This window comes from Paenibacillus sp. FSL R5-0923 (assembly GCF_038009145.1).
GTDB lineage: Bacteria > Bacillota > Bacilli > Paenibacillales > Paenibacillaceae > Paenibacillus_AQ.
In genome coordinates, this window is the sequence record NZ_JBBPAT010000001.1 from 1,924,337 (window position 1) to 1,949,635 (window position 25,299).

At 46.8% G+C, this 25,299-nt stretch carries 24 protein-coding genes; 14 read left to right on the plus strand and 10 right to left on the minus strand.

What is annotated here, in order from left to right:
• Positions 1–100: 100 nt before the first annotated feature.
• A complete protein-coding gene (locus MKX35_RS08595; RefSeq protein WP_076300408.1) occupies positions 101–862 on the minus strand; it encodes an AAA family ATPase in 762 nt (253 codons plus the stop codon).
• Between the two features lie 514 nt (positions 863–1,376).
• Between MKX35_RS08595 and MKX35_RS08600 the strand changes: the two genes are divergently transcribed.
• The 12 genes from MKX35_RS08600 (at position 1,377) to MKX35_RS08655 (ending at position 12,980) form a co-directional block, all read left to right on the plus strand.
• On the plus strand, positions 1,377–2,393 hold the full coding sequence (locus MKX35_RS08600) for a CgeB family protein (protein WP_081383023.1): 1,017 nt from the start codon (positions 1,377–1,379) through the stop codon (positions 2,391–2,393).
• 51 nt (positions 2,394–2,444) lie between these two features.
• Complete coding sequence (locus tag MKX35_RS08605; protein WP_042194464.1) at positions 2,445–3,560, plus strand: CgeB family protein; 1,116 nt, start codon at positions 2,445–2,447, stop codon at positions 3,558–3,560.
• Positions 3,561–4,006: 446 nt separating this feature from the next.
• Complete coding sequence (locus MKX35_RS08610; protein ID WP_076285975.1) at positions 4,007–5,470, plus strand: glycosyltransferase family 4 protein; 1,464 nt, start codon at positions 4,007–4,009, stop codon at positions 5,468–5,470.
• A 111-nt stretch (positions 5,471–5,581) separates the two neighbouring features.
• Positions 5,582–5,965: a hypothetical protein gene (locus MKX35_RS08615; RefSeq protein WP_143759551.1), complete on the plus strand. Its 384-nt coding sequence runs from the start codon at positions 5,582–5,584 to the stop codon at positions 5,963–5,965.
• 41 nt (positions 5,966–6,006) lie between these two features.
• On the plus strand, positions 6,007–7,101 hold the full coding sequence (gene wecB / locus MKX35_RS08620; protein WP_076285976.1) for a non-hydrolyzing UDP-N-acetylglucosamine 2-epimerase: 1,095 nt from the start codon (positions 6,007–6,009) through the stop codon (positions 7,099–7,101).
• Positions 7,091–8,077: a polysaccharide biosynthesis protein gene (locus MKX35_RS08625; RefSeq protein WP_076285977.1), complete on the plus strand. Its 987-nt coding sequence runs from the start codon at positions 7,091–7,093 to the stop codon at positions 8,075–8,077. Before wecB ends, MKX35_RS08625 begins: the two co-directional genes overlap by 11 nt.
• On the plus strand, positions 8,074–8,913 hold the full coding sequence (locus tag MKX35_RS08630) for a dTDP-4-dehydrorhamnose reductase family protein (protein ID WP_076285978.1): 840 nt from the start codon (positions 8,074–8,076) through the stop codon (positions 8,911–8,913). The genes MKX35_RS08625 and MKX35_RS08630 overlap by 4 nt, the downstream gene beginning before the upstream one ends.
• Positions 8,910–9,893: an NAD-dependent epimerase/dehydratase family protein gene (locus MKX35_RS08635; protein ID WP_042191474.1), complete on the plus strand. Its 984-nt coding sequence runs from the start codon at positions 8,910–8,912 to the stop codon at positions 9,891–9,893. The genes MKX35_RS08630 and MKX35_RS08635 overlap by 4 nt, the downstream gene beginning before the upstream one ends.
• On the plus strand, positions 9,890–10,606 hold the full coding sequence (locus tag MKX35_RS08640) for a glycosyltransferase (RefSeq protein WP_076285979.1): 717 nt from the start codon (positions 9,890–9,892) through the stop codon (positions 10,604–10,606). The genes MKX35_RS08635 and MKX35_RS08640 overlap by 4 nt, the downstream gene beginning before the upstream one ends.
• 7 nt (positions 10,607–10,613) lie before the next feature.
• Positions 10,614–11,189 (plus strand): class I SAM-dependent methyltransferase, encoded by a 576-nt coding sequence (locus MKX35_RS08645; protein ID WP_076285980.1) that lies wholly within the window; start codon positions 10,614–10,616, stop codon positions 11,187–11,189.
• 31 nt (positions 11,190–11,220) lie between these two features.
• Positions 11,221–11,943, plus strand: a complete 723-nt coding sequence (locus MKX35_RS08650; protein ID WP_076285981.1) for a glycosyltransferase — start codon at positions 11,221–11,223, stop codon at positions 11,941–11,943.
• Complete coding sequence (locus MKX35_RS08655) at positions 11,940–12,980, plus strand: glycosyltransferase family 4 protein (RefSeq protein WP_076300409.1); 1,041 nt, start codon at positions 11,940–11,942, stop codon at positions 12,978–12,980. Before MKX35_RS08650 ends, MKX35_RS08655 begins: the two co-directional genes overlap by 4 nt.
• Before the next feature lie 65 nt (positions 12,981–13,045).
• On the opposite strand, the gene MKX35_RS08660 is transcribed toward MKX35_RS08655, so the two are convergent.
• Positions 13,046–14,116: a glycosyltransferase family 4 protein gene (locus MKX35_RS08660; protein ID WP_042191464.1), complete on the minus strand. Its 1,071-nt coding sequence runs from the start codon at positions 14,114–14,116 to the stop codon at positions 13,046–13,048.
• Between the two features lie 201 nt (positions 14,117–14,317).
• Between MKX35_RS08660 and MKX35_RS08665 the strand changes: the two genes are divergently transcribed.
• The gene (locus MKX35_RS08665) at positions 14,318–15,445 is read left to right on the plus strand and encodes a YhcN/YlaJ family sporulation lipoprotein (RefSeq protein ID WP_076300410.1); all 1,128 of its coding nucleotides are present in this window, start codon (positions 14,318–14,320) and stop codon (positions 15,443–15,445) included.
• A gap of 88 nt (positions 15,446–15,533) precedes the next feature.
• Here MKX35_RS08665 and nagA read toward each other — a convergent pair whose 3' ends face one another.
• The 8 genes from nagA to MKX35_RS08705 form a co-directional block, all read right to left on the minus strand.
• Positions 15,534–16,721, minus strand: coding sequence for an N-acetylglucosamine-6-phosphate deacetylase (gene nagA, locus MKX35_RS08670; RefSeq protein WP_076300411.1), 1,188 nt, complete (start codon positions 16,719–16,721; stop codon positions 15,534–15,536).
• The gene (gene nagB, locus MKX35_RS08675; protein ID WP_076119467.1) at positions 16,709–17,437 is read right to left on the minus strand and encodes a glucosamine-6-phosphate deaminase; all 729 of its coding nucleotides are present in this window, start codon (positions 17,435–17,437) and stop codon (positions 16,709–16,711) included. The genes nagA and nagB overlap by 13 nt, the downstream gene beginning before the upstream one ends.
• Entirely contained in the window at positions 17,437–18,315 is an 879-nt protein-coding gene (locus MKX35_RS08680) for a MurR/RpiR family transcriptional regulator (RefSeq protein ID WP_042191459.1), read from the minus strand. The genes nagB and MKX35_RS08680 overlap by 1 nt, the downstream gene beginning before the upstream one ends.
• 235 nt (positions 18,316–18,550) lie before the next feature.
• Positions 18,551–19,528, minus strand: coding sequence for a LacI family DNA-binding transcriptional regulator (locus tag MKX35_RS08685; RefSeq protein ID WP_076300412.1), 978 nt, complete (start codon positions 19,526–19,528; stop codon positions 18,551–18,553).
• Positions 19,529–19,818: 290 nt separating this feature from the next.
• The gene (locus MKX35_RS08690) at positions 19,819–21,618 is read right to left on the minus strand and encodes an FTR1 family iron permease (RefSeq protein WP_076285986.1); all 1,800 of its coding nucleotides are present in this window, start codon (positions 21,616–21,618) and stop codon (positions 19,819–19,821) included.
• A gap of 58 nt (positions 21,619–21,676) precedes the next feature.
• The gene (gene efeB / locus MKX35_RS08695) at positions 21,677–23,008 is read right to left on the minus strand and encodes an iron uptake transporter deferrochelatase/peroxidase subunit (protein WP_081383025.1); all 1,332 of its coding nucleotides are present in this window, start codon (positions 23,006–23,008) and stop codon (positions 21,677–21,679) included.
• 5 nt (positions 23,009–23,013) lie between these two features.
• Positions 23,014–23,913 (minus strand): iron uptake system protein EfeO, encoded by a 900-nt coding sequence (gene efeO / locus MKX35_RS08700; protein ID WP_076300413.1) that lies wholly within the window; start codon positions 23,911–23,913, stop codon positions 23,014–23,016.
• Between the two features lie 566 nt (positions 23,914–24,479).
• Positions 24,480–24,647 carry a hypothetical protein gene (locus MKX35_RS08705; RefSeq protein WP_179085837.1) on the minus strand — a complete coding sequence of 56 codons (168 nt, stop codon included), beginning with the start codon at positions 24,645–24,647 and terminating at the stop codon, positions 24,480–24,482.
• Positions 24,648–24,895: 248 nt separating this feature from the next.
• Here MKX35_RS08705 and MKX35_RS08710 point away from each other — a divergent pair, with 248 nt between their 5' ends.
• Positions 24,896–25,120: a helix-turn-helix domain-containing protein gene (locus MKX35_RS08710; protein WP_019908812.1), complete on the plus strand. Its 225-nt coding sequence runs from the start codon at positions 24,896–24,898 to the stop codon at positions 25,118–25,120.
• Positions 25,121–25,299: the final 179 nt, after the last annotated feature.

Sequence of the window (25,299 nt, forward strand, 5' to 3'; positions counted from 1 at the left end):
GTTTTTATTAAAATATAAGAATTTATATGTTCCATGTTGTAAATTATCCTTATATTTCTCGCTTAAACGCTTACCGTCCTTATAGGGACGTCGAAGGTGTTTATGCTTGTTCATCCTCTAATAGCTCACGCAGCATACCCTGGCGGTCATTCATAAATGCTTTGGTCACGGTATAGTGCTCTGTTTCCTCCAAGGCGACAGACCTTATGCCCTCACCTTCTAGAAGAAAAATCTCAGCTCCCGGATAGGACATTAGAATGGGAGAATGGGTCGCGATAATAAACTGTGAATCCTGTTGCACTAGCTCATGCATACGCACCAGCAGAGACATTTGCCGTAGAGGAGATAGAGCCGCTTCAGGTTCATCGAGAATATAAAGACCACGCCCTCCAAAACGATGAACGAACGCTGCGAAAAAAGACTCTCCGTGAGACTGCTCGTGCAGGGATTTACCACCGTAGGAGTTCTTGATCGGTGGGCTGAAACCCGGTTGTTCATCTAATTCATCAATGTAAGAAGCCACATTATAATAGCTCTCCGCGCGTAGAAAAAAGCCGTCCTTTGGACGTCTAACCCCTCTAGCAATTCTAAAATACTCATAGAGACTCGAATGAGAGGAACGAGTGTTAAAAGAGAAGTTAAGTGTTCCACCTTCAGGGTTAAAGCCCCACGCAGCAGCAATTCCCTCTAGCAATGTAGATTTCCCTGTGCCATTCTCCCCGACAAGAAAGGTTACTGGCTTTTGAAAAATAAGCCGATCCAGTGTTCTTACGGCTGGCAGATGAAATGGATAGGCTTGGAATGATGGAACCTGATCACGAAGCAGTTCTGCATGGCGCAAGTACAACGTGGTGTTATTCATAGTGCCCCCCTTGTGAATGCCATAAATAATCATTTCCGCTCAGATATGACGAGATGTAAGTCTCAAGCTAGACCTTTATAGTGCGTGTTCTAAAAGTGCGGTTTTCAGCACCGAGAAGATTGAAAGAAGGTTGAAACAGAGGAGCGGAGCGTAGTGGAAGCTACGTGAGCACCGGAAGTTTCGCCTGAATTCAATCTTCGATGTCGAGTAAGCTTCTTGGGCTACTTCGTGATCAAAAGCGGACTTTTTGAACAACCTCTTATAGTATACCAGCATCCTGTGAGTGGATGAAATCATCTAAGGTTCGGGCAAGCCGGGCAAAAGACAGGGGACATCTGCCAATTTAGTTCTAGTAAAGACAGATGTCCATGAGGCGAGTGCTGACTCCGCATATAGTTATACTGTCTTGAGAATACGACGGGGCAGGGTGAAGGCCGTGAAAGCGAGAAAGAGAAAAAAACACAAGCATCCGCGAGAATATCGCGACGGTTATCACGAAGGATATCGTCTTGGCATGTGTGAGGCTGTGCAGCGTCTGAATACTCCAGGGGTCGAAGCTTGCCGACCATTTAAGTTAATGTATGTTCCTCAAGGATTTCAGGCGATCGACACTGGCGTAACGGAGGCGCTGCAGCAGCTTGTAAGTGAGCTTGTAATAAGTACTCCTGAAACGATGCTGGAAACCGCGGCACGGGAAATGCCTGGGGCAGTGCTAGTGATGAATGGGCTTCATGTATTCCCGGAAAATCATTTAGAACAGATTTCGGAGATAAGAAAGCTAGGCATCCCAACCGCCATTTGGTTTGTGGATGATCCTTATTTTACAGAGGACACTTCAGTCATTTGCAAGCATTATGATCACGTATTTACACATGAGCTGGGTTGTGTAGAGTTTTATCAATCCCTTGGGGTGTCATCGGTTCATTATTTGCCACTATGTGTCAATCCAAAGATGTTCTACCCACGGCGTACCGGCCCGCAATATCAGTATGACATTGTATTTATTGGTAATGCATTTCGTAATCGGACAGAGCTGTTTGACGAACTGGCACCTTATCTTAAGGGGAAAAAAGTGCTTATCGCTGGGGGGTTCTGGGAACGCCTCGCAACCTATGATCAACTTACACCTTTTATCAGCAATGGCTTTATCCCGCCTGAGGAGACAGCGAACTACTACAGTGGAGCAAAAATAGTCATTAATATTCACCGCCCGTGGGAAGAGGGTCAGGATAACCGGAATAGCTACCGCCTTCCTTCACGCTCCATTAATCCGCGCACCTATGAGATCAGCGCCTGCGGTACTATGCAGCTTACGGATGTTCGTGAGGATTTGGGCAATTATTATCGGCCTGGTTATGATCTGGATACTTTTGGCTCGGCTAAGGAACTGCAGCAGAAGATTGAGTACTATTTGAAGCATGAAAAAGAGCGGCGAATCTATGCTTTACGGGGATTACGGACTACCATGCGAAACCATACATTCACTGCGCGTTTGCCTCATTTGCTGAATGTAATTGCTTCACGTGTATGAAATCTATAACGGGATAAAGGAGCGAGGATTATGAACAATAATGAATTTATTATGCCTACCCCCCCATTACCTCTTACACCTCCGGAGGAAGAAAAGCTGCGTGGTCGTCTGAGTGGTTTTAAGGGGGGGTATGATGAGGGCTATTTACGGGGGCGCCTTGCGATCCTGAATGGTCGATCTGAAGAAGTATTTCCTGTGCGGAATATTCATGTCATGTATGTCGCTTCTGGCAAAGGCTACCCTTACTCTCCTTTAGATGATGCGGTTCTTTGCGCACTACAAAAATTAACAGCTCAAGTCACAATTACGGATGTGCGTCAAAATCTAGTAGAGCTGGCTGCAGCGCAAAGACCGGATCTGGTATTGGTGCTAGACGGTATGGATTTACCTCTTGAGCAGATCGATGCTCTACGCACTAGTGGCATTCGGACAGCTATCTGGCTTACTGATGATCCTTATTACACTGACTTTACGGTCAAGATTGTGGCTCACTACGATTTTGTATTCACACTTGAACGTAATTGTATTGATTTCTATCGGGGACTTGGTTGCCCTGAGGTCCATTATCTTCCTTTTGCTGCTCACCTGGAGCATTACCGTCCTACTACAACACGTTCGTCAGTCAATCGGGAAGTTAGCTTTATTGGCTCCGCCTATTGGAACCGGGTGAACTTCTTCCGTGAGATTCTTCCTGATTTGATGAACTATAACACGGTGATTAACGGAATCTGGTGGGATCGTCTGCCTGAGGCTCCGCTCTACGGTGACCGTATTGAAATTGGCAAATGGATGTCCCCACAAGAGACGTCAGTAGCTTACAGCGGCTCCAAAATCGTCATTAACCTCCACCGCTCGCACATTGATGAAGTGGTTAATAACAATACGCTTTCGATTCCTGCCGTTTCTCCTAATCCGCGTACCTTTGAAATTGCAGCAACGGGCACGTTGCAATTAGTAGATGCTAGAGATGATATGGGATCTTTCTACAAACCGGATGAAGAAATTGTGACCTTTGCGAGTCCTCAGGAAATGATGGATAAGATCCGTTATTACTTAACCCATGAGGAGGAACGCCGGGCAATCGCGCTGCGTGCTTTTGAACGGACGCTCAAGGATCACACTTACGCAAAACGTATTCACCAGATGCTAACAGTAATCTATGGCTAGACTTTGGCCCAAACTGGATATGGAAATGTGCGCTTAGCAGGGGACAGGTGTCGTGCCGGCATCTGTTTTTCCTCGATATACTGTAGAACCGGACCTCAGCGTATGCCTGTAACCTGATGAAAAGAAGCTGATGGAGCGGCTTGTATAGCTGAACGGAGGCAAAGGTGGGTTATGGACTGAGAGGGCGAGGCTCGGGCTAAGCGGATGCTTTCGAAGCGAGTTTTACTGCGAAGTAAGAAACTTGAGCAACGCTTCGTAAAACAAAGCGGATGCTTTCGAAGCGAGTTTTACTGCGAAGTAAGAAACTTGAGCAACGCTTCGTAAAACTAAGCGAATGCTTCCGAAGCGAGTTTTACTGCGAAGTAAGAAACTTGAGCAACGCTTCGTAAAACTTTTAGGGAGGTGAATGGCTGCTCCAGGCCCTCGTTAGGGAGCGCCGAAACGCCATGGCTGATAAAGCTACAATCGTCCTCTTTTCACATGTATCTAATACACGCAGTATTACCGGAGCGGAGAAGCTGTTGTTGTTTTTCGCTCAGGAGCTTTCTCCGTACTTTAATTGTATTCTCGTTGCACCACAGGACGGCAAGCTGACTGCTCAGGCTCGAAGCTTCGGAATAAGTGTACAGTTGCTCTCGATTCCTCTTTTATATGGAATGTACACTCCTTATGCAGGGCTCGAGGCAGATGCTCGTAAATTCCAGGAAAGCAGGGAGTACCACGAGTTAACAGACTGGCTGACCTCTCTGCGCCCGGCGTTTATTATTACAAGTACCTGTGTCCATGCTTTGCCAGCAATGGCTGCCAAGTCACTGGGCATTCCGGTGGTATGGAAAATATCAGAGACGATAACAGACAATGAATATACACCCATTAGTGTAGGGCTGATTCATCGGAATAGTGATGAGATTCTGGCTATTTCACAAACGGCAGCAGCTTGCTTTCCAGAGGAAGTAAGAGCGGAGAAAGTGATTCAGCTTCCCCCTTCTTGGAATGACAAAGAGATGATGATTGAGGCTTGGAGCAAGCTTCGGGGCGAACGACGGCGAGAGCTAAAGATTAAACCGCAGGAGCAGCTGGTCGGTTATATTTCTTCCTTTATTAATAAGGAAAAAGGATTGGAACATTTTGTGAAAATGGCTGTGCTTGTGTACGCGGTCCATCCTAGTGCGAAATTTGTTGTCATAGGTTCAGCTGGTGACAAAAGCTACTATGATCGCTGTGTCCGCAAGGTAAAGCTCGAGGGTCTGTATACCCGATTTAAATTTGTTGGTTATGCTGAATGCCTTCCATCTGCTTATTGCGCTATGGATGTGCTGGTTGTTCCCAGCCTGATCCGCGAAGGCTTTGGAATGACCGCTTTGGAAGGAATGGCTTTTGGAAAGCCTGTGGTCGCTTACGACTCCGGGGGCTTGCGGGAAATCCTGCACTCAGCAGGCTGCGGCGAAAATCTCGTGCCCGCGTCGGACATTTCCGCGCTGGCCGAAAGAGTCAACGTTATGCTGGCGCAGCCGGGACTGGCGATAACCATAGGCGCCCAAGCGCGGGAGCGAGTCGACGCCGTTTATGGTCCGGCGGCTTATCGGAGCCGCCTGCAGGGTCTTGCGGAGATGTGGAGCCTCCGCTATTGCAGCGCACCGCCGGTGCGCGAGGCTGACAGCGTGGTGGAACTACCCGCTGTCCTGCCTGAATTGCCCGCTGCGTCGCCGGCTTTGCCGCGAAGCAAGGGCCTGCCGAGCCGCGTCGCCCGCAAGCGACGCGGCAAAGCCCGGGCGCGCCGGCGAAGCGGGCGCCCGTTGGTTTTGCGCCGCGCTGCTCGCAAGCGGCGTAAGGGTTCTGCCCGGCGGCGGAGCACCGCCGGGGGCAAGCGCCGCCGAGCCCGCCGGGGTGGGCGGCGGCGCGCTGCGTAAGTGCCTCGCTTGCCGCGAAGGTGGCAGGCTGAGCGGAAAGAGGGGCATTTATGCTCCAGATTATCACGAATTCGGATAAACGAGCGAAAAGAGGGGTATAAATGCCCCAGATTGCCGCGAATTCGGCTAAACGAGCGAAAAGAGGGGTATTTATGCTCCAGATTGTCGCGAATTCGGCTAAACGAGCGAAAAGAGGGGTATAAATCCCGCAAATTGCCGCGATTCGAGCCGGAACCGCCAAATGAACGGTATAAATCCCGCAAATTGCCGCGATTCGAGCCGGAACCGCCAAATGAACGGTATAAATCCCGCAGATTGCCGCGATTCCAGCCGGAACCGCCAAATGAGCGGTATAAATCCCGCAAATTGTCGCAAATCCAGCCGGAACCGCCAAATGAACGGTATAAATCCCGTAGATTGCCGCAAATCTGCTATTCTACCAATCCTGCTAAAAGCCCAACCCGCGCTTCTAGCAGTCTCAGTCCACCCGACTGAGTCAAGTCAGACCATCATCAAACAGGCAGGGGAGTGAACTCATGAAGATCATGACGATTTTAGGCACGAGGCCTGAAATCATCCGCCTCAGTGTTATCATTCCGCTTCTCGACGAACATGCTGAGCGGCACATCCTGGTGCATACCGGCCAGAACTTCACCGCCAGTCTCAGTGGCATTTTCTTTGCAGAGCTGGGACTGCGGGCGCCGGATTATGTGCTGCAGGATAAGCAAGCAGGACTCGGCGGCCAGCTTGCCGCCATGTTCGGAGGGCTAGAGAGCATTTTACAGAAAGAACAGCCAGACCGTGTCTTGCTTCTGGGGGATACGAATAGCGCGTTATGCGCGATTTTGGCCGAACGAATGGGTATTCCGGTGGTGCATATGGAGGCAGGCAACCGCTGCTATGACCTAAAAGTGCCCGAAGAGAAAAACCGCCGTGTCATAGATGCCGTTTCGACCATTAATATGCCATATACACAGCAGAGCAAAAGACATCTAATCAGCGAAGGCTTCCCAAGCAGACGTATTGTGTTAACAGGAAATCCGATTCATGAGGTCATGACTCATTTTGAACCGAAAATCCAGGCTAGCAGCATTCTGGAGCAGCTGAATCTTACCTCAGGGCAGTATTTCCTTGTAACAGCACATCGTGCAGAGAATGTAGATGATCCAGAGTCCCTTGTACAAATTATGTCAGGTCTTAACGCAGTGGCTGAGCATTTTGGAATTCGTTTAATATGCAGCATTCATCCTCGCACTCGCTCCAAACTAACTGAGCAATTTTCTCTTCCAATGAACCCTCTCGTTGAATTTCATGAGCCCTTCGGATTTTTTGATTTTGTTTATTTGGAACAGCACGCCTTGTGTGCCATCACCGACAGTGGGACCGTACAGGAGGAATGCTGCTTGATGAAAGTACCAACCGTTACGATTCGCAGAACAACAGAGCGTCCCGAAACGGTAGATTGCGGAAGTAACGTGGTGTCAGGTGTTGACCAGAAAAGTATTCTACGTAGCGTCAAGCTGATGGCGGCGCTCCGTCGGGATTGGGAGGCTCCGGAAGGTTACTTGACTCCGGATGTTTCGGTAAAGGTAGTTAAATTTTTGCTTGGAGGGAACCTGCATGTTCAATAATAAACGGATTGTGGTCACAGGCGGCACCGGTTCCTGGGGGCATGAGCTGATTAGGCAACTTCTGCCGCAAAATCCTAAGGAAATTATCGTATTCTCCCGCAGTGAGTCCGCTCAGGTGGCGATGAGCCGGGAGTTCGAGGATCAACGACTCAGCTTTATCATTGGCGATATCCGTGACAAGGATGCGCTGGTCGCCGCGTGCCGTGGCGTTGATTATATCTTCCATTTGGCGGCGCTCAAACATGTTCCGGTCTGTGAGGATCAGCCGTATGAAGCGCTCAAAACCAATGTTGTAGGCACTCAGAATGTAATCGAAGCAGCCATTGTGAATGGCGTTGAGAAAGCCATTTACATTTCTACGGATAAGGCTGCAAACCCGTCGAACTTCTATGGAATGACCAAAGCGATTGGAGAAAAATTGTTCGTCTATGCCAATCTAATTGGCTCAAACACCCGTTTTGTAACCGTACGTGGAGGTAATGTGCTCGGAACGAACGGCAGCGTAGTACATTTGTTCATGAAGCAGATCAAGGACAAGGGACAGGTACGTATTACCGATATGAAAATGACCCGCTTCTTTTTCACACTACGCGATGCGATTACGCTGTTATTTAAAGCTTCTGAGGTTAGCTTAGGTGGAGAAATCTTTGTCATGACGATGCCTACTTGCCGGATTATCGACCTGGCTGAGGTGTTAATCGAGGCCTCTGGAGAGCCGAATGTAAGTATTATCGAGACCGGAATTCGTCCGGGGGAGAAAATACACGAGATTCTAATGAGCGATTTCGAAAGCTTAACAACCGTTGTCTACGATGAACAGTATCTAGTGATTCTCCCTACGCTGAACATGCCAGAGTTAAAGGCACATTATAGCGCTTATCCTCATGTCTCTTTTAATAGTTTCAGCTCCGAGACGAATCTAATGGATCAGGAAGAGATCAAAAGCATCTTGATTCGAGGAGGTTTCCTGCAATGAAGCTGCTTATCCTTGGTGGAAACGGTATGGCGGGGCATATGCTGGCGGATTATTTCCGCCGCCAGGGCAAGCATCACGTCTTCCATACAACCCGGGATAAGAGCGATCTTGGCGGGCTGTATGTAGATGCGAACGATATAGCCGGAGTAGAGAAGCTGGTCGATATCGTCTCCCCTCATTGCATCATTAATGCGATGGGGGTACTCAATCAATTCGCAGAACGTGACAAAATAGGGGCTTACCACGTGAATGGCTTTCTTCCTCACCACTTGTGGCGGATGGCGGAAGCTGTTCATGCAAGACTTATTCATATCAGTACCGACTGCGTGTTTGAAGGAACACGCGGGGGGTACACAGAAGAGGATGTTCCTGATGGAACCTCTGCCTATGCGATTTCGAAAAGTCTTGGCGAGGTGCGGCAACCTGGGCATCTTACGATCCGGACTTCGATTATTGGTCCGGAAATCCGCCCAGACGGCATTGGTTTGATGGATTGGTTTCTGGCACAGCGTGGTCAAGTGTCAGGATACCGCCGGGTGATGTGGAACGGAGTCACTACACTCCAATTAGCTAAGGCAATGGATACGCTGCTGGATTCCACGGTATCGGGGCTGATCCATTTAGCGCATCCGAAGCCGGTAAGTAAGTATGAGCTGCTTCAGCATATTCAGGCTGCTTTTCATAAAGAGGATGTGGAAATCATCCCTGAGGATGAACATGTTCAAGATCGAACATTAGTGAATACAAGAACGGATGTTAATTTACCGTTGCCTTCGTACCCATTGATGCTGCAAGAACTGGCTGACTGGATGAAACAGTCAGAGATGTCCCCATGAAAGGTCAAAAACTACTGATTACCGGGGCTGCCGGATTCACCGGTCGACATGCCGTTCATTTGTTCTTGGCAGGAGGCGCTGAGGTTACTGCTGTGGTGCGTCCGCCATCCACAGCGGGTGCCCTAGCTTCCGCTTTGTTTCCAGAAGGAGTGAAGGTTTATTACTGTGATTTAAGCAATCGGAAGGCCGTAGCTGAGATGATCAAGGAAACTACACCGGAGGCTGTCCTTCATTTGGCAGGAAACAACTCGGTGCCCGAGTCTTGGCGTAACCCTTTGCTCTTTATGGAGACGAATGTGATGGCAACGTTATATTTGTTAGAAGCCATGCGAAGTCTACCTACCAGTCGAATTCTTGTAGCAGGCTCGCGACTTAAATTCAAACCGGGTGTGGTGGCAGGACCCCCACACCCATATAGCCTCAGCAAAACAATAGAAGAGCTGGTGTCTCTGGCTTGGGGGACGCTGTTTAAACAGCCCGTTCTGCTGGCTGAGCCCTGCAACCTAATCGGTCCCGGTCCTTCTACTGGTTTCTGCTCTTTATTGGCACAGCATATTGTTCGTAGTGAAGTACATGCAGGCGAAGAAATCCCTCCCTTTAAACTTTCATCTCGCTATGCATTACGTGATTTTTTGGATGTACGCGATGCTGTAAGAGCTTATGACTTTATATTGCGCGAAGGTACTAATGGAACCATTTATCAAATCGACTCAGGGACACAACGGCAACTTGGGGATATTGCGGAGCAACTGATAAGCCGCTCCAGTGCTTCAATTCCGATGGACTGGGGACCAGCACAAGCTGCTCTGTCTATTCCGGTTAACGGAGTGGCGGGGGATAAACTAATAACTTCAGATGCCTCTGCAACACCTGAAGACAATGTATCTTCACTGGGCTGGAAGCCGGGAATTGAGTTTAGTCAGTCCTTAACAGATATTTTGGACTATTGCCGCGTGAACTGGGAAGGACGGATGTTATGAGACCGAAAGTATCGGTAGTGATTCCTTTTTATAACTGCCCTTATATAGAACATGCCTTGCAAAGTGTGCTTTCACAGTCTTGGGAGCCATACGAGATCATCGTCGTCGATGACGGCTCGACCGTTCACACAGATCTGATTAGACCGTATTTTCCGCGAATTCATTATTTAGGGAAAAGTAACGGAGGAACCGCCTCTGCACTGAATCACGGCATCTTGCATGCAAGCGGAGACTATGTGGCCTGGCTCAGCTCAGATGACTTATTCTATCGAGACAAAATCAATAATCAGGTGCTGTTCATGGAGCAGAACAACCTGTTCATCTCTTATACCAACTTCAATTTTATTAACGGTCAATCTCAACTAGTTCAGATGAACGCATCGTTATTGTTTCCTAGTCACCTCGATTATTTACGTTGTTTTTTACAGGGGAACCCTATTAATGGCTGCACGGTGATGTTCAAACGAGAGGTATTTGGAGCGATTGGGCTTTTTGATGAATCACTTCCCTATACACATGACTATGATTTATGGTACCGCGCGATTCTGAACGGGTATGCACCTGTGATGCTGAATCAGTCACTCACCGCTTACCGTAATCATGAAGGGATGGGGACGCTTAAGTATTACGATGTCATTATGGCAGAGGCAGCTGCAACCAACGCTCGCTACAAGGGTCCGCTCCAACACTTGATCTCTTCGATGGGGGGGTAAGAAGGTTATGTACCGGGAAATTGAAGTGAATGACTTTCTACCAATCTTATTGGAGCAGTTGAAATTCTGTGAAAGTATACTGGATATCGGCAGCGGCACCGGTACCCTGCTTGAACGGTATGAAGCCGCAGTTGTCCTAGGACTAGAAATTCACAGACCTTACCTACTGCATCGTGAATATAAATCACCTCACATTATTCCAGTGCATGGGGATGCTAGTCATATGGATAAATTATTTCTTCCTAAGACGTTCTCGGCAGTCACTTTTATCGATTCCATAGAACACTTTGAAAGGAAGGAAGGACAGAGATTACTCGGGATGGCCGAGAGAATCGCCTATAATCGTGTAGTCGTGTTTACACCTCGGGGGTTTTTTCCGCAGGAGGGAACGGACCATTATCACTTGCAAGGAGAACATTATCAAAAGCATCGGAGCGGATGGGAGCCGGAGGACTTTATGGAGCTGGGGTATGCTGTAACTGTACTTAAAGGCTTTCATCATGCTCAAAACCCATCGTTTCGTGAGGCGTATGGCGAAGGCCATGCTCCGGTAGATGCCTTATTGGCTTGCAAAACAGTATAAAGAGCGAGCTTCAGGTGAAGGAGGTGAGCGCATGAGTGAAGAACCTAAAGTGTCAGTGATCATTCCTTTTTATAACTGTCCATATGTGGATCTCGCCATCCAAAGCGTCTTGGAACAAAGTTATTCGAACATAGAGATCATTGTAATCGATGATGGATCTACTCTTTGGATGGAAAAGCTTGAGCCCTTCAGGGATAAGATTATTTATATACGAAAAAGCAATGGAGGAACCGCCTCCGCGCTAAACAGAGGGATAGGAGTAGCTACCGGAACTTATTTTGCCTGGCTAAGTGCTGACGATTTATTTCATCCGAATAAAATCAATCACCAGATGCAAATGCTCAAGAGCACAGATACTTTGTTTAATTATACAGCCTATTATTATGTAAACGAGCAGGGTGAGCGGATTTCAGAGACGATAAGTATGATTTTTGACAGCAGGGCACAGTTTATTGAGACCATGATGTTAGGCTGTCCGGTGAATGGAAGTACGGTTCTTCTCCATATGGATATCTTTCGCACAGTAGGGAAATTTAATGAGAAATTGTTGTATACACAAGATTATGATCTATGGCTGCGTATTTTGCCGTATTATACATGGTCTTATATAGAGGAACCGCTGCTTGATTACCGAGTTCATAACGAAATGGGCTCAGTGATTCACAAAGAGGAGCAGAAAAAGGAGATTGAGCAGGTACAAGCAAGACATCGCCGGGTTCTATCACGCTTGTTGCAAAAGGAGAGAAGGAAATGAAATTAATATTTCCTGTTCTAACTCTAACTAGGGGCGGGGCGCAGCGTATGCTCACGGAGCTGGCTAATCGTCTGACAGAAATGGGTCATGAAGTGACGATCCTCTTACCCAGTGATGGTGTCGTAGAATACGAGATGAAATGTAAACTGATCTATGCAAAAGAAGGAGAACTGGCAGCAAGCGATTTTCCTGCAGGAGATGTGATTATCTCCAACTTCTATACCACAGTCGAGGTATCACAGCGGGCAAGTGAAGAGGGGAAAGGCATTCATGTTCGATTGGCGCTTTGTTATGAGCCTACCTTTTTACCTGACAATAGCCGTTCTTTTTCATCGTATAATATTGCATCCAACCTACTGGTTCTATCACACTGGCAACAAGGAATTGTCCAGATGAACCATGGGATTAAAGGGAGAATCGTACCGATCGGGGTAGGTCCTGTTTTTAAAAATACGAAAATCCGTAATCGTAATAAAAGGCTGGTAATTTCCGCGATTATGCGCAAACCAGAGGGCGGATTCTCAGCTCACCGTGAGCAGGATTATTTACTTCGGCAATTAAACAAGGTTAAAGCCCACCATCCAGAGGTTGAAATATATTTAATTTCTCCTCCCGGAGAACAAGCGGAATCTGCAACGCTACAAGCCCTAGTGAACGACGAACGTTACCAAATAAGAACTCCAGCGAATGATACAGAACTTTGTTTCCACTATAGTGAGAGCGACATTTTCGTAAGTTCGAGTACGTATGATACAGGTTCGTTACCAGGGATCGAGGCTATGCGTTGTGGTGCAGCGCTCGTTACGGTTTACGCCGGTGGGAATAAGGAATATTGTACACATGGTCATAACTGTTTGATGTCCTACCGGTTTGAGAATCGGCTTGCAGATGACATTATAACCTTAATCAGAGACCCGTCTTTACGCCGACGATTGGCTCGTAAGGGGGAAGAGGTTTCACAGGATTTCACTTGGGAAAAAAGTACACGAATATTTCAAAATATGTTATTTGAGATTGTATCAAGGAATCCATCTTAGTATGTCCCAAAATTATAAAAGAACCTTCAAATCCACAAAAAAGTGGTTTGAAGGTTCTTTTGCAGTTAGAAGATGGCAAAGGAGTTCATCATTTCACGAAAAGACTGCGCATATTTTTCCGTACCGTAACGTGAAACCATATAATTTCTTCCTTGCTGGCGGAGTGCATTTCGCATTGGCATATTGTTCATTAGCTCTAGCCCTTCATTGACGGCCGTTTGGATGTTGCCAAGAGGATAAAATTTACCTGAAATATTATGCACAATAAAAGATCTAACGCCGTCGGAATCCGTGCTAAGTACGGGACAAGTGCAGCAAATGGCTTCCGCAACGGCATATCCAAATCCCTCTGTAACCGAGGTGGATAACAGAAACCCACCAGAATTGGCTATCGAGGAATAATAAATCGGCATCACATGATTTGGAATATTGGTAAAGGTACTCAGACGGTCATTCAGACCTAAGGTTTGCAATTCTTCTTGGAAGAGCTGCTTTTGATCTTCTGTGGCTAATTCAGGATCATGAAACATCCATAAATGAAGGTTTGGTTTGTGAAGGCGAATTTGATGGGCAATTCTCAAATATTCGCGCCAATTTTTGTTGCTTTCCAGACGCCCGACCCAAGCGATGACCGGATCAGCGGGAGGTTCAGCAGGGATGTGCTGAAAGGACTGAACATCAACAATATTGGGAATGACATACCGATGTAGCCATGGACAGATTTCAATAAACAGCTCCAGTAAATGATCCGTTGGTGGGATTAAGACAGCGTTACAGTAGGAGCGGAAATAAGGAATAGCGTCTTTGATTAGATCTTCCGCATGACTCCGTTTTCCAAGTCCTTGAGATTCGTATATCAAAATACCGCCATAACCGAGCTCACGCAGACGCTTGAGCAATAAATAATCGGATGTAACAATAATGGCATCATAGTTATGTGTCTCAAGTACTTCTTTAATCTCCTCATCTATAGAGGAAATGAAGACCGGAAAGTTAGCCTTATTCTGGCTTCCTGAACCAGGCATTAGATATAAAACATGACATTCGATCCCATTACGCTGGAGACTCTCGCACCGCAGCTTATTTAAAGTCTCCACCCCGCCACTCGGTATATAAAACGTGAATAAAACTTTCATGCACGTGCCTCCTGACTTTTGCGGAGCAATACCGACTCGTTGAAATACGGCTTACTGTTTATAAGATACGCCGATGTGCATTCGCAGGTGACGGTAAACAGTCATAGTTCCAAATCCTTTCAGGATAGCTTGTTCTTCGGAAGGTCATGCTAACGACTGTTACGCTGCACACATACAACAATAGAGATGGAGGATGAATTCATGATGCGATCCAAGATCAGCATGTCAGTCTCAGCCGCATTACTTCTAGGCTTGGTGAGTATTACAGGGTGTGGGACGAATACGGCAGAAAAGACTAATGTGCAAACTAATAGTGTCCGGGGGGTAAATGACGGACGTATCGGTGTAAACTCCGTGCGCGGAGGAACAATGGGTACGCATAATATTACTAAAATGGAGGTCAGTCAGGATCTTGCTGATCGTATTGCTGCTATGCCTGAAGTTCGCACTGCGAACGTAATGCTTGCAGGTAAAAATGCGTATGTCGCCGTAACGTTACATGATACAACTACTGGTCTTCGGGCCAAAGGTACTACATCTTATCGAGCCAAATCGTCTACAGTTCCTCACAATTATGGACCGACTGGAGTAATGTCGGGTACAGGAAGAGTGAAAATAGGACGCGATGGAATGAATGATACAGGGGCCGTAACGAATGGAACGAACGGAGCTCTGAGAGGCACTGTGAATACAGTCCCTGGTACAACAAGCACTGGACCTGCAACACTTGGCATGGGTACTCACAGAAATGGAACAACCGGAATGGGAAGTCTGGGAACAGGTACAGGTACAGGTACAGGTACAGGTACAGGAACGACTGGGACAAGAACCCATACTTATAATAATGGACCTCTGCTGAATAGCAACGGTTCGAAACATGATGTCAATATGGGAATGGGTATTGGTAACGGAATGGGCATGGGAACCAGAAATACAACCGGAACCGGGACAGGAATGACAGATGGTTTGGGGACTGGAATGGGTATTCGCAGTACCACTCCAAACTACACCAATAGTACGCATGGTACGAATTACAGAAGTAATTCCACACACATGAACAGTACTCATTCGACTCACATGAACAGTACAAATAACACTATGAATATGAAAGAAACAGATACAGTAACTAAAGAAATTAAAGCGAAAATCGCTGCTGAAGTTAAAAAACATGATGCAACGATTAAGGATGTATATGTATCAGCAAACCCAGACTTTGTAGAGCGTGTTAACGTTTATGCAGAAGAGGCCCGTGCGGGTCATCCAATCAAGGGTTTTGTGGATGAATTCCGAACGATGGTTGAGCGAATTTTCCCGACGCGTAATTATTAATCAATAGTTCGATTTTATAAACCAAAAAAAGCAACAGTCCTCACCTTTGTGGCGAGAATTGTTGCTTTTTTATTATATAACCACCTTATTAAATGGTAACTGGGCGACCGCCAATCCATACGCCTCGCAAATTCAATTCAGCGTCAAGACGCAGGATATCACCACGTTTTCCGGCTTCCAAGGTACCGATCGAACGCTCCATTCCAATCGATATCGCCGGAGTAAGGCTTGCAGCACGGGAGGCTTCTTCTAAGCTGAGCCCTACTTCTTGTATGAGATAACGGAAGCCACGAATCATGGTAAGTGTACTACCCGCCAAAGCGGCAGGGTTATCTTTAAGTGTGGCGATGCCATCTTGAACCAGCACAGGTAAATCACCGATTGTATATTCGCCATCACTAAGACCAGTTGCAGACATGGCATCTGTAATTAATAACAAATTGTTATCTTTTTTTAGATTAGCCACTAGAGAAATCGCTGCAGGATGAACATGTATGCCATCGGCGATGATCTCCGCACGTATGCGTTTATCGAACATTACAGCACCAGCAGTTCCAGGCTTGCGGTGATGTAGCGGTGTCATTGCATTAAACATATGCACGGCTTGATTTAATCCGGCATCTGCCGCGGCAATAACCTCTTCAAAGGAAGCATCGGTGTGACCGAGAGCAGCAGTAATACCATGCTTACGGAGCCAGAGGATAGCTTCTAGTGCACCTTCGCGTTCCGGAGCCAAGGTGACTTGCCGGATCATGCCCGGATAATCATTCTCCCATTGTTCCAGCCACTCAATATTGGCAAGAACAATATGCTCAGGGTTTTGTGCACCGGACCATTTCGGGCTGATGAACGGTCCTTCCAAATGCATGCCCGCGATTTGTGTGTATGGCATCTCAGTGGCGCGATATGCGTTTATTTCTGCAAATACTTGGTCAATGGCTGGCTTGGAGGCAGTCATAGTCGTAGCCAACATGGTAGTTGTGCCTTGGGAGCTGTGAAATTTAGTGATGGTATTTAAAGATTCAGCATCACTATACATAAAGTCGTGGCCAGCTCCACCATGTACATGCACATCTACAAATCCAGGGATGAGCAGGTCTTCCGAAGCTTGACCATCAGCTGGCCAGTGCGCGTAAGCCTCTGGAAGCCATGTTGCCTCGCCGGCATAATGAATTTGCTCACCCGATACGGCAATCACGCCATGCTCAATTAATCCTTTTGGAGTCAGCACCTTACCAAACAGTAATTTTCCTGGTTCTTTATTTATTTCAGCCATTTTCCTGCTCCTTCATCTACAAGGACGATTACATTCGGATGGCTCTGCAGTAAAGATGCAGGGCACTGGGTAGTAATCGGACCTTCAACGGCATTCCGGATGGCTTCAGCTTTGCCGGCACCGCGTACTAACAATAGAATCTGGCGAGCTTTCAGAATGCCGCCGATGCCCATGGTTATTGCTTGCCGCGGCACATCGTCCAAAGAGTCGAAGAATCTGGCATTTGCTTCCCGTGTGTCTTCAAGCAAATCAACGACATGGGTTTTGCTGCTGAGATTGGCATCTGGTTCATTGAACCCGATATGGCCGTTGCTTCCAATCCCGAGGATCTGCAAGTCAACCGGTCCGTTTTCTTCCAGCATTTTGTCGTATGCGAGGCACTCCGCTTCCATATCTGCTGCATTGCCGTTAGGGATATGTGTCTGTCCTGGGTCAATATCAATATGATTGAATAATTGCTCGTTCATGAAACTGCGATAGCTCTGCGGGTGATCAACAGGCAATCCGATATACTCATCAAGATTGAAGGAAGTGGCTTTCGAGAAGCTTACAAGTCCTTTTTGGTGCATTTCAACCAATTTGGCATAAACACCAACTGGGGAACTTCCGGTCGCTAGACCGAGCACCGCTTTTGGATTGCTTTGAAGCAGGCTGGCGATAAGATTCGCACCCGTTTGTACAAAATCTTCATCACTATTGAACTTAAGAATATTCATTAAGATTGACCTCCTCGTTTGTTTCGGTAATGTTGGACATTCAAATAAGATTGCTCCAGTCTAGGAATAAAATCCCCAAAACGGGTGCTGACCATTCCAGTAAACAAAATATCAATGATGTGTAGCTGGGCAATACGTGAAGCCATATCTCCTCGGCGCATTCCTTTTTCCAGAGAAGAGGAGAAGAGTGGAATATCAGCCAGAGTTGCCAAGGTGCTGCTGCCGTAAGAGGTTAGAGCGATGGTGCTTGCTCCGCTGGCTTTGGCACAAGTTAAAGCATCAATGGTCTCTGGGGTTTCTCCGGAATACGATACTGCGAATACGACATCGCCTTCAGATAGCGAAGAGGCAGATGTAATCTGCATATGGGAATCAGCGAAAGCGGTGCAATTCACGCCAATGCGGATCAGCTTCTGATAGAAATCTTGTGCGACAATGGAGGAAGTCGCCATCCCGTAAAGATCCACTCGTCGTGCTTGGCACAATAAATTAACGGCTGCTTGTAATCGTTCCAGATCTAGGAGTGAAGTAGTATCCCGAATGGATGTCAGGTGGTTCGTTTGCATCGCTTCCACAATTACGGAAAGCGGGTTACCTGCAACGATATCCTGATAAGAAGAACCACCATCCTGAGGCGCTGCATCGCTATGAGCAATTTCAGCCGCCAGCTTTACTTTGAAATCTGGGAAGCCTTTAAAATGTAGAACCTTACAAAAACGTGTGATAGTAGCAGGACTAATACCGCATTGCTCCGCGAGTTCTGTGATGCCCATATGAACGATTTCACCTGGTGATGACAGGATCCGTTCCGCCAGCTTGCGCTCCATTTGAGACAGCTTGGACTTTTCATGCTCAAGTGCATATAAAATTGGGGACATCAATCCACCTCGACTTCTAATGTAACTTTTAAAATTATTTTTAAAATTACTTCTTCAAATAAGAAAATTATTTTCATACTCAGAATAAAACAAAATCTATCCGGATGCAAGGGGTAAAAATGAATACAATAAGGATAATATGCGAGAATTATTAGTCTCTCTTCTATTTAAATAAAAACGGCCCACTCACAGAAGACTGCGAGGTGGACCGTTTTTGAACAATACCTGAAACGTGCTATACCGTAGAACGTTCAATAATGCGATACTCAAGCTTACGGTGTACAGGATGACTATCATTATTTTGGATCTGATCATAGATGATCCGAAAAGCTGTAACGCCCATTTCGGGTAACTGGTTATCTATGGTGGTTAGACCTAAAAGTCGTCCGATCGGCTGGTCGTCAAATCCGATGACGGCCAGATCCTCAGGAATACGGATACCGTTCTTCCACGCTTCGATGATTAGACCGGCTGCCACATGATCGCCTGAAATAATTAGGGCATTAGGCCGGTTCTTCATTTTCAGCAGTTGGTGCAGTACACGTCCACCGTCCTCTTCATTCATACAGTTATACATCATCCATTCTTCCTGAAAAGGCTGGCCTGTAGCGGATAGAAAGTCACTAAAGGCAATTTGCCGGATAGAACTACTGCTGCCATGTTGTCTGCCTTCACAGTAACCTATCTGTTCATACCCCTTATCATGCAAGTACTGCAGGCCGGAGCGAAAAGCGGAATAATGTTCGATATACACAGAAGAGAAGCGGCGTTCACCTCTATCTTGGCAGATGACTATCGGGCCATATGCTGTATACTCATCAATGACTTCTGAGCTCATTCTCGTAGATACAATTACCACGCCGTCAATTTCTTTGTTGCGCAGCATCTCCAGTACCTTGAGTTCTTCTTCATGACGATAATCGGTCTGGCACAGAATCAAGCGGTATTGCGCTAGCAACGCTTCTTGGGCTAAGCCTTCAATAATTACAGAGAAATAAAAAATGTTGATATTAGGGATAATAACGGCAATGGCGTGGGTACGGCCGGTAATTAGATGCACGGCATTCATATTACGCGTGTAGTTTAACTTTTCAATCGTATTTAAAACAGCGGTTCGTTTGGTTTCACTTACATAAGGATGATTATTGAGTACTCGCGAGACCGTTGTCACGGAAACACCAGCCATACGGGCGATTTCTTTTATATTAGCCATTCGAGAACAACAGCCTCCCTTTGGTGCTTGTGTGTAGTGTCTAGTCTTTTTATTCTATCATATCGTCCGTAAATTACTTTGCAAATAAAAAGCTTGCTATGGAATCCATTTCATAAATTAGACTGTAGTTGCAAGGGATTACCGGACTAAACCGGCGTAACCTAACGGGCGTGACGGACCGGTACATCTAGTTTCATTTCTAATGTAAAGGTCCGAGGATCGGCTTCATTTAAAATCTACAAAAAACGGTTGTCATCGTTAAAAGATGACAACCGTTTTTTTCTTTGTAGCTATACAGTTTGTGACGCTTTTGGTGCTCTATTGCGCAGCATCTCCCACACAATGAACGCAAGGACAAGCAGCTGAGGCACTAAAGTTTCCCAAGTTGGATACATCCCGAGCCAGCTAATAGAAGGTAATCCATCCTGTACATGTGCGGGTAGTTTCCCTGCGACTTGAAGGGAGTGAATGCTCTCTCCAAGAAAGCGGAATACTAAATAGTAAATAAGAAGTGTAGCTGTACGGAAGAAGGCAGCAATCGGCAATTTCGCACTTAAGGCAATAATTGCGTAACCTACAATTGCTAGAATGACTAGAGCACTACCGATCCCTAGCAGCAATTGAGACACTTTAATGGAGGGGGCCATCCCTACATAAAAAATGGTGGTTTCTGCTCCTTCACGTAAAATCGCAAGCGCTGCTACGGAGGACAAAGACCAGAGATTGCCCTTGGCTAATGCTCCATCCACTTGCCGTCCAACATAGTTGTTCCAATTTGCGGTATTTGATTTACTATGCAGCCAGCGTCCAATGGTAAGCATCATAATGACGGCTACAAGACCTGTGATGCCTTCAATCATCTCGCGTGCTCCACCAGATGCGGCGCGGGAAATGGTATAGGTGAGTAGAACGGCTAATGCGATACTCGCTACAAGTCCTACAGCTGCACCAGACCAAATCCACTTCTGTGCTTTTGTGTTGCCATCACGTTTCAGGTAGGCCAGAAGGGCAGACAATACGAGGATCGCCTCCAGTCCTTCACGCAGAAGAATTAGCGCAGCATCCCAAGCATTATAGGTTGTCTCACCAGCCAAAGGAGTCAGCTCAGTGACCATATTATCCATGATCTTTAAGGCTTGATCTAGCTTAGGTGGATTAGAGAGCAGATAGCCAGTGACTGCTGCACTTTCGTTCTCAATATTGGTATAGACCGCTGGAGATGCGATCTGTACTTGTCCTTCAGCAGAGGGCCAATCTACGATGAATTGCTCCATGATATTAGCTGCTTCTGCGCTGTTGCCTGCTTTGGCAGTGGAAGAAGCTTTGTTGAGATGGCTGATCAGTCCTTCAATAGATGCTGGTTTACCAGAAGTATCCCCAGCATCTATTGCTTTGCCTTCACTGTAATCAGCAAGCAGCTGATATAAGGCTTCTGCTTCTGATTTCGCCGACTCCTCGCGGAGCGGTTCTGCCTGCAGCGCAATGCGCAGCAGGCTGATCTTCGTCTCCAGCAAGCTGTAGACGGCGGAATTGTCGGCCCGGATGTTGCGCTCTGCCGGCTTCCATCCGCTGACGATGTCGCGGTACGCTGCCGCTGCCGCGCTCCAGTCGGCGCTGCGCACCGCATCCCGCGTGCGCTCCGCCGCGGGCAACAGCTTCGCCGCCGTCTCCTGGCCGGCGGCTCCAGTGTCACCGCCGTCCGTGCCGGAGGCGGCGGTGACATACGCGTCCACGCTTCTTGCGAGCGTGGACAGTGCCGTTTTGGCGGGCGCACCATCGCCCGCCGCAAGGGCCGCCGCCGCGTCTGCAAGCGCGGCGTCAACGGCGGCAGCCGGACCGGCAAGTGCCGGGTCCGGCGTGTTCGCGTTCGCGGTGCGCCACAGCGCAGCGAACGCTTCTACATCGGCGGCGGCCGCGTCCCAGCGGCTCTGGCCGGCTTCGACGAGTGCGCTGCCGACTGGCGGCAGCAGCTCGTCGACCGAGCCATCACCCTTCGCCCCCGCCGGGATAGATAGCATCAGTATACATATGATGCTAAACAGAATCAGTACGGCTGCCTTCGATAGCAGCCGTTTATTAAGAGAGTACATCGGGATAATCCCCTTTCAATAATGGACAGGAATATTCGATTGGAAAATTAGGGCAGGCTTAGCCTAAAAGTGTTTCCCCGATGTAGCCGCCTTGGCGAACACCTGGGAAGCAAGCAAATACCGCACTGCCTGTATGCGTCATATATTCGTTTAGCCGATCACTTTTCGAGAGGCGCTGCTGGATCGCAACAAATTGCTTCATTAAATCCCGTTGAAAGCTGATGAATAATAATCCTGCATCGAGTTGACCTGTTGCGATATCTAATCCGCTGGAAATAGAGTAAGAGCGGCGCAGCATTTTGACTGTGCCGTCACCATGCGCTAAGGCTGAATGTGAATCCGGCGGAATGACGGGATTCCCGGAAGCATCAGCCGCTTTCAGATTCAGATCATCGAATTCATCCTTTGCACCGATAGGTGCTCCGCTATGACGATAACGTCCAAAGGTGGCTTCTTGATCGCTCAGAGAGGAACGGTCCCAGACCTCAATTCGGAAACGTACACGGCGAACTGCCATATAAGTGCCGCCGCTCATCCATGAAGGACCGTCACTGCTGCTGTTCCAGACCACTTCTTTCATTTCTGCTTCGTTCGTAGTATCTGGATTTCCTGTGCCGTCTTTAAAACCTAGAAGATTACGCGGCGTCGCTCCCTTAGGATCTGCTGTTCCTGTGCGCTGGAAGCCTTCCTGTGTCCAGCGGAGTACGGCTGTGCCACGGGCGATACGTGCCAGATTTCGGATGGCATGGAAGGCCACCTGCAGATCATCAGCACATGCTTGGACACAAATATCTCCACCACACCACTTAGGATCCAGGTTGTCTCCCGTAAATGCTGGAAGATCGGCTAATAGGGTTGGACGCTTGGAAGACAAACCGAATCTGTTGTCAAAAAAAGAAGGGCCGACACCAAAGGTAAGCGTACAGCGTGAAGGGTTTAAACCATCCACTTCACCTGTATCGGAGGGTGGGAGATTAGGGTTGTCATTGACGTCGCCAATGAGGCTGCCAGTAGTAAGAGAAGCTGCGGCAGTTGTCCATGCTTGCATTAGCTTTTTTACATCGGCTAGCTTCGTTGTGGTCAGATCAAAGGATGCGAAGTAAATAAAATTTTGCGCAGGGGTTAGAATGCCGGCCTGATGACTCCCGTAAAAAGGAATGGAATCAGCATCGGTGGCTACTGTTGGCTCAGCTACGGCATTGCGCGCAGCCATAATTCCACCAACACCTCCACCACCTAATAATAGACCAAGGCTAGTGGCGCCAGTAAGCCGCAGCATATCGCGGCGGCTTAGTTTTTTATCTAATATAAGATTGCTCTTGGATTCTTCATTGAGAGGGGCACCCTCTGCATTCGCTGGTAAACCGGTAGATCTATTTTGCTTATTCATGATGATCACACTCCTAGAATAGTTCCCATGTTGGACAATGGCTCAGCCAAGGCATCCAAATTCTGACTCAACTTACGCACATCTTCTTCCTTCAGCTCTTCATAGGAAACATATCCATCTCCAGATTTGAAAGGAGCAAGCTCAGCTTGCAAGGCTGCAAACCGTTCACCAATCGTTTTTTCCAGCTCAGCATCTTTTTTCGCCAGTTCTGGCTTTAACAGCTCGTATATCTTTTGGGCACCTTCCACATTAGCGACGAAATCGTACAGATCTGTGTGGGAGTAACGTTCTTCCTCACCTGTTACTTTAGATGAAGAAACCTCATTAAGCAGTTCTACAGCACCAGTAACGAGCAGATTGGCATCGATCTCTACGGTCTCTACTTTTGCACGTAGAAGCTGGGCATCTTTCAATAATTGGTCAGCAACTTCGGTCATATCTTTGGTAGTGTTATCCTGCCAGAGTGCCTTTTCAAGCTTATGGAAGCCGCGCCATTCAGCAGCATCTACGTCATTCTCACGGGCATCAATATTCGGATCCAAATCACCAAGTGCTTCTGCAATCGGCTCAATTCGCTCGTAATACATGCGGGCTGGTGCATAAAGTGCCTTTGCATCCTCAATCTTTGCTTCTTTAACTGCGTTCGTGAAATTTTCTGTTTGCTTTACAAATTCATCACATTGCTCGATGACATATGTACGATATTGTTCAACCGCTGATGAAAAGTCGGCAGTAGTTGCTGTAGTAGTATCAGATGTATTTGTTGCCTTGGTACTGTTAGCAGCAGCATTTGCAGAGTTATTATTGCTAGTGTTGCTATTACTGTTATTGTTGTTACTGGCACACCCGGTAAATAGTATGGAGGCTGCAAGTAGACCTGCAGGCACGGCATATGTGAATTTCATTGAATGAAGCACCCCTTTTTTTATATGTAAATGATAATCGTTATCATTTATGCTGGACTTATCATAAGTCCGTATACATTTACTGTCAATATAAAATTGTGATGTATTTCATAGTTATATTTTGCAAGATAAAAAAACTCCCGGGACTGGGAGTTGAGTTTGTAGAAATATATCTAATTACATCCGGGTATTAGCAAGTTAACACTTCTTTTGATTTGATCATTTATTTGCGCGAACACAGCAGCTATCGGACCTCATAGTCTCTATTGACCTAAAAAACACCCAATATTACTCTCTTTCTTATAAATAGCTGCAGAGGGGTCCGAAACTCTGCTTAAAAGGCGAAAATATACTAATAACGTCATCTGGGTCCGTAACCCTCTGAAGGAGATGATGAATACACTGTTGAAGCTGGCAGTCAACGACCAACAACACAAAACAGCGATTCTCCAATAATGGATGAATCGCTGCTATGTGTTGCTTACAATTTTTATAATTAACCGGGCCGTCTCATCTATAGGAAAAAAACTACTTATTCGACAGCCCCATTCTGTGTCGTCTTTATTTTATTGTTCATTATGGGATTCATGTTCCGTAGTGGGATGATTTTTGAATACTTCTGCGGCTTCCTCAGCAGAAAATTCCGGTTCGAATTTACCGACTAGTGGCAATTTGTTTAATTTCGTAGTTTGTACCTCTGCCTTAGTAGGTTGATTATTTTTCGAGTTGCTCATACTTACACCTCCTTTTAATAAGAAACAACAAGTTGTAGTTTGCCCTGTAAGGAGATGATTCTATCCAAGAGGATTTTCAAGTTTTGCGGATGAATGTCCTCACTAAAGCGGTGTAATAAGCTTCGGATGGTTAAGCCCATTTTGTAGTTATGACAGCACCATTAACTTCATCAATACATAATATGTTTTGACTGTATCCCTTTACCTTGTTATACCAAACAAACCCAGGGCAAGGAGGGGTGACACCATTGAAGGGGAACGAACACCACAGCAAATTTCTGTTGACTCATCGTGAGCGCGAAGTTTTCGAGCTTCTCGTGCAAGACAAAACGACTCGTGATATCGCTGGTTTATTATTTATCAGCGAAAAAACAGTTCGGAACCACATCTCCAATGTAATGCAAAAACTAAACGTTAAAGGCCGTTCACAAGCGGTTGTCGAGCTGATCAAGCTTGGGGAGCTGAAAATATAGCTGGCCATGTCTTCGGAAGTGACGCGTTTAAGCCTTCTCCACCTCTAGGGGTGAGGGAAGGTTTTTTGTAGTGTCCGGAATATTAAATTTGACTACATTTTATGGATTGACGGATATTGGGAATGGTTGTAAAATCATCATAAAGTTAAAACCTTTAAACTTTTGAAATCATTTTGATA

Bases quoted from the DNA above. Each gene is read 5' to 3' on its own strand.
- nagA (WP_076300411.1), bottom strand. From the start codon at position 16,721: ATGGCTGAAATAAATAAAGAACCAGGAAAATTACTGTTTGGTAAGGTG.
- MKX35_RS08610 (WP_076285975.1), top strand. From the start codon at position 4,007: ATGGCTGATAAAGCTACAATCGTCCTCTTTTCACATGTATCTAATACA.
- nagB (WP_076119467.1), bottom strand. From the start codon at position 17,437: ATGAATATTCTTAAGTTCAATAGTGATGAAGATTTTGTACAAACGGGT.
- MKX35_RS08650 (WP_076285981.1), top strand. From the start codon at position 11,221: ATGAGTGAAGAACCTAAAGTGTCAGTGATCATTCCTTTTTATAACTGT.
- MKX35_RS08630 (WP_076285978.1), top strand. From the start codon at position 8,074: ATGAAGCTGCTTATCCTTGGTGGAAACGGTATGGCGGGGCATATGCTG.
- efeB (WP_081383025.1), bottom strand. From the start codon at position 23,008: ATGAATAAGCAAAATAGATCTACCGGTTTACCAGCGAATGCAGAGGGT.
- MKX35_RS08690 (WP_076285986.1), bottom strand. From the start codon at position 21,618: ATGTACTCTCTTAATAAACGGCTGCTATCGAAGGCAGCCGTACTGATT.
- MKX35_RS08665 (WP_076300410.1), top strand. From the start codon at position 14,318: ATGATGCGATCCAAGATCAGCATGTCAGTCTCAGCCGCATTACTTCTA.
- MKX35_RS08600 (WP_081383023.1), top strand. From the start codon at position 1,377: ATGTGTGAGGCTGTGCAGCGTCTGAATACTCCAGGGGTCGAAGCTTGC.
- wecB (WP_076285976.1), top strand. From the start codon at position 6,007: ATGAAGATCATGACGATTTTAGGCACGAGGCCTGAAATCATCCGCCTC.
- MKX35_RS08660 (WP_042191464.1), bottom strand. From the start codon at position 14,116: ATGAAAGTTTTATTCACGTTTTATATACCGAGTGGCGGGGTGGAGACT.
- MKX35_RS08625 (WP_076285977.1), top strand. From the start codon at position 7,091: ATGTTCAATAATAAACGGATTGTGGTCACAGGCGGCACCGGTTCCTGG.
- efeO (WP_076300413.1), bottom strand. From the start codon at position 23,913: ATGAAATTCACATATGCCGTGCCTGCAGGTCTACTTGCAGCCTCCATA.
- MKX35_RS08680 (WP_042191459.1), bottom strand. From the start codon at position 18,315: ATGTCCCCAATTTTATATGCACTTGAGCATGAAAAGTCCAAGCTGTCT.
- MKX35_RS08595 (WP_076300408.1), bottom strand. From the start codon at position 862: ATGAATAACACCACGTTGTACTTGCGCCATGCAGAACTGCTTCGTGAT.
- MKX35_RS08645 (WP_076285980.1), top strand. From the start codon at position 10,614: ATGTACCGGGAAATTGAAGTGAATGACTTTCTACCAATCTTATTGGAG.
- MKX35_RS08640 (WP_076285979.1), top strand. From the start codon at position 9,890: ATGAGACCGAAAGTATCGGTAGTGATTCCTTTTTATAACTGCCCTTAT.
- MKX35_RS08705 (WP_179085837.1), bottom strand. From the start codon at position 24,647: ATGAGCAACTCGAAAAATAATCAACCTACTAAGGCAGAGGTACAAACT.
- MKX35_RS08635 (WP_042191474.1), top strand. From the start codon at position 8,910: ATGAAAGGTCAAAAACTACTGATTACCGGGGCTGCCGGATTCACCGGT.
- MKX35_RS08685 (WP_076300412.1), bottom strand. From the start codon at position 19,528: ATGGCTAATATAAAAGAAATCGCCCGTATGGCTGGTGTTTCCGTGACA.
- MKX35_RS08605 (WP_042194464.1), top strand. From the start codon at position 2,445: ATGCCTACCCCCCCATTACCTCTTACACCTCCGGAGGAAGAAAAGCTG.
- MKX35_RS08655 (WP_076300409.1), top strand. From the start codon at position 11,940: ATGAAATTAATATTTCCTGTTCTAACTCTAACTAGGGGCGGGGCGCAG.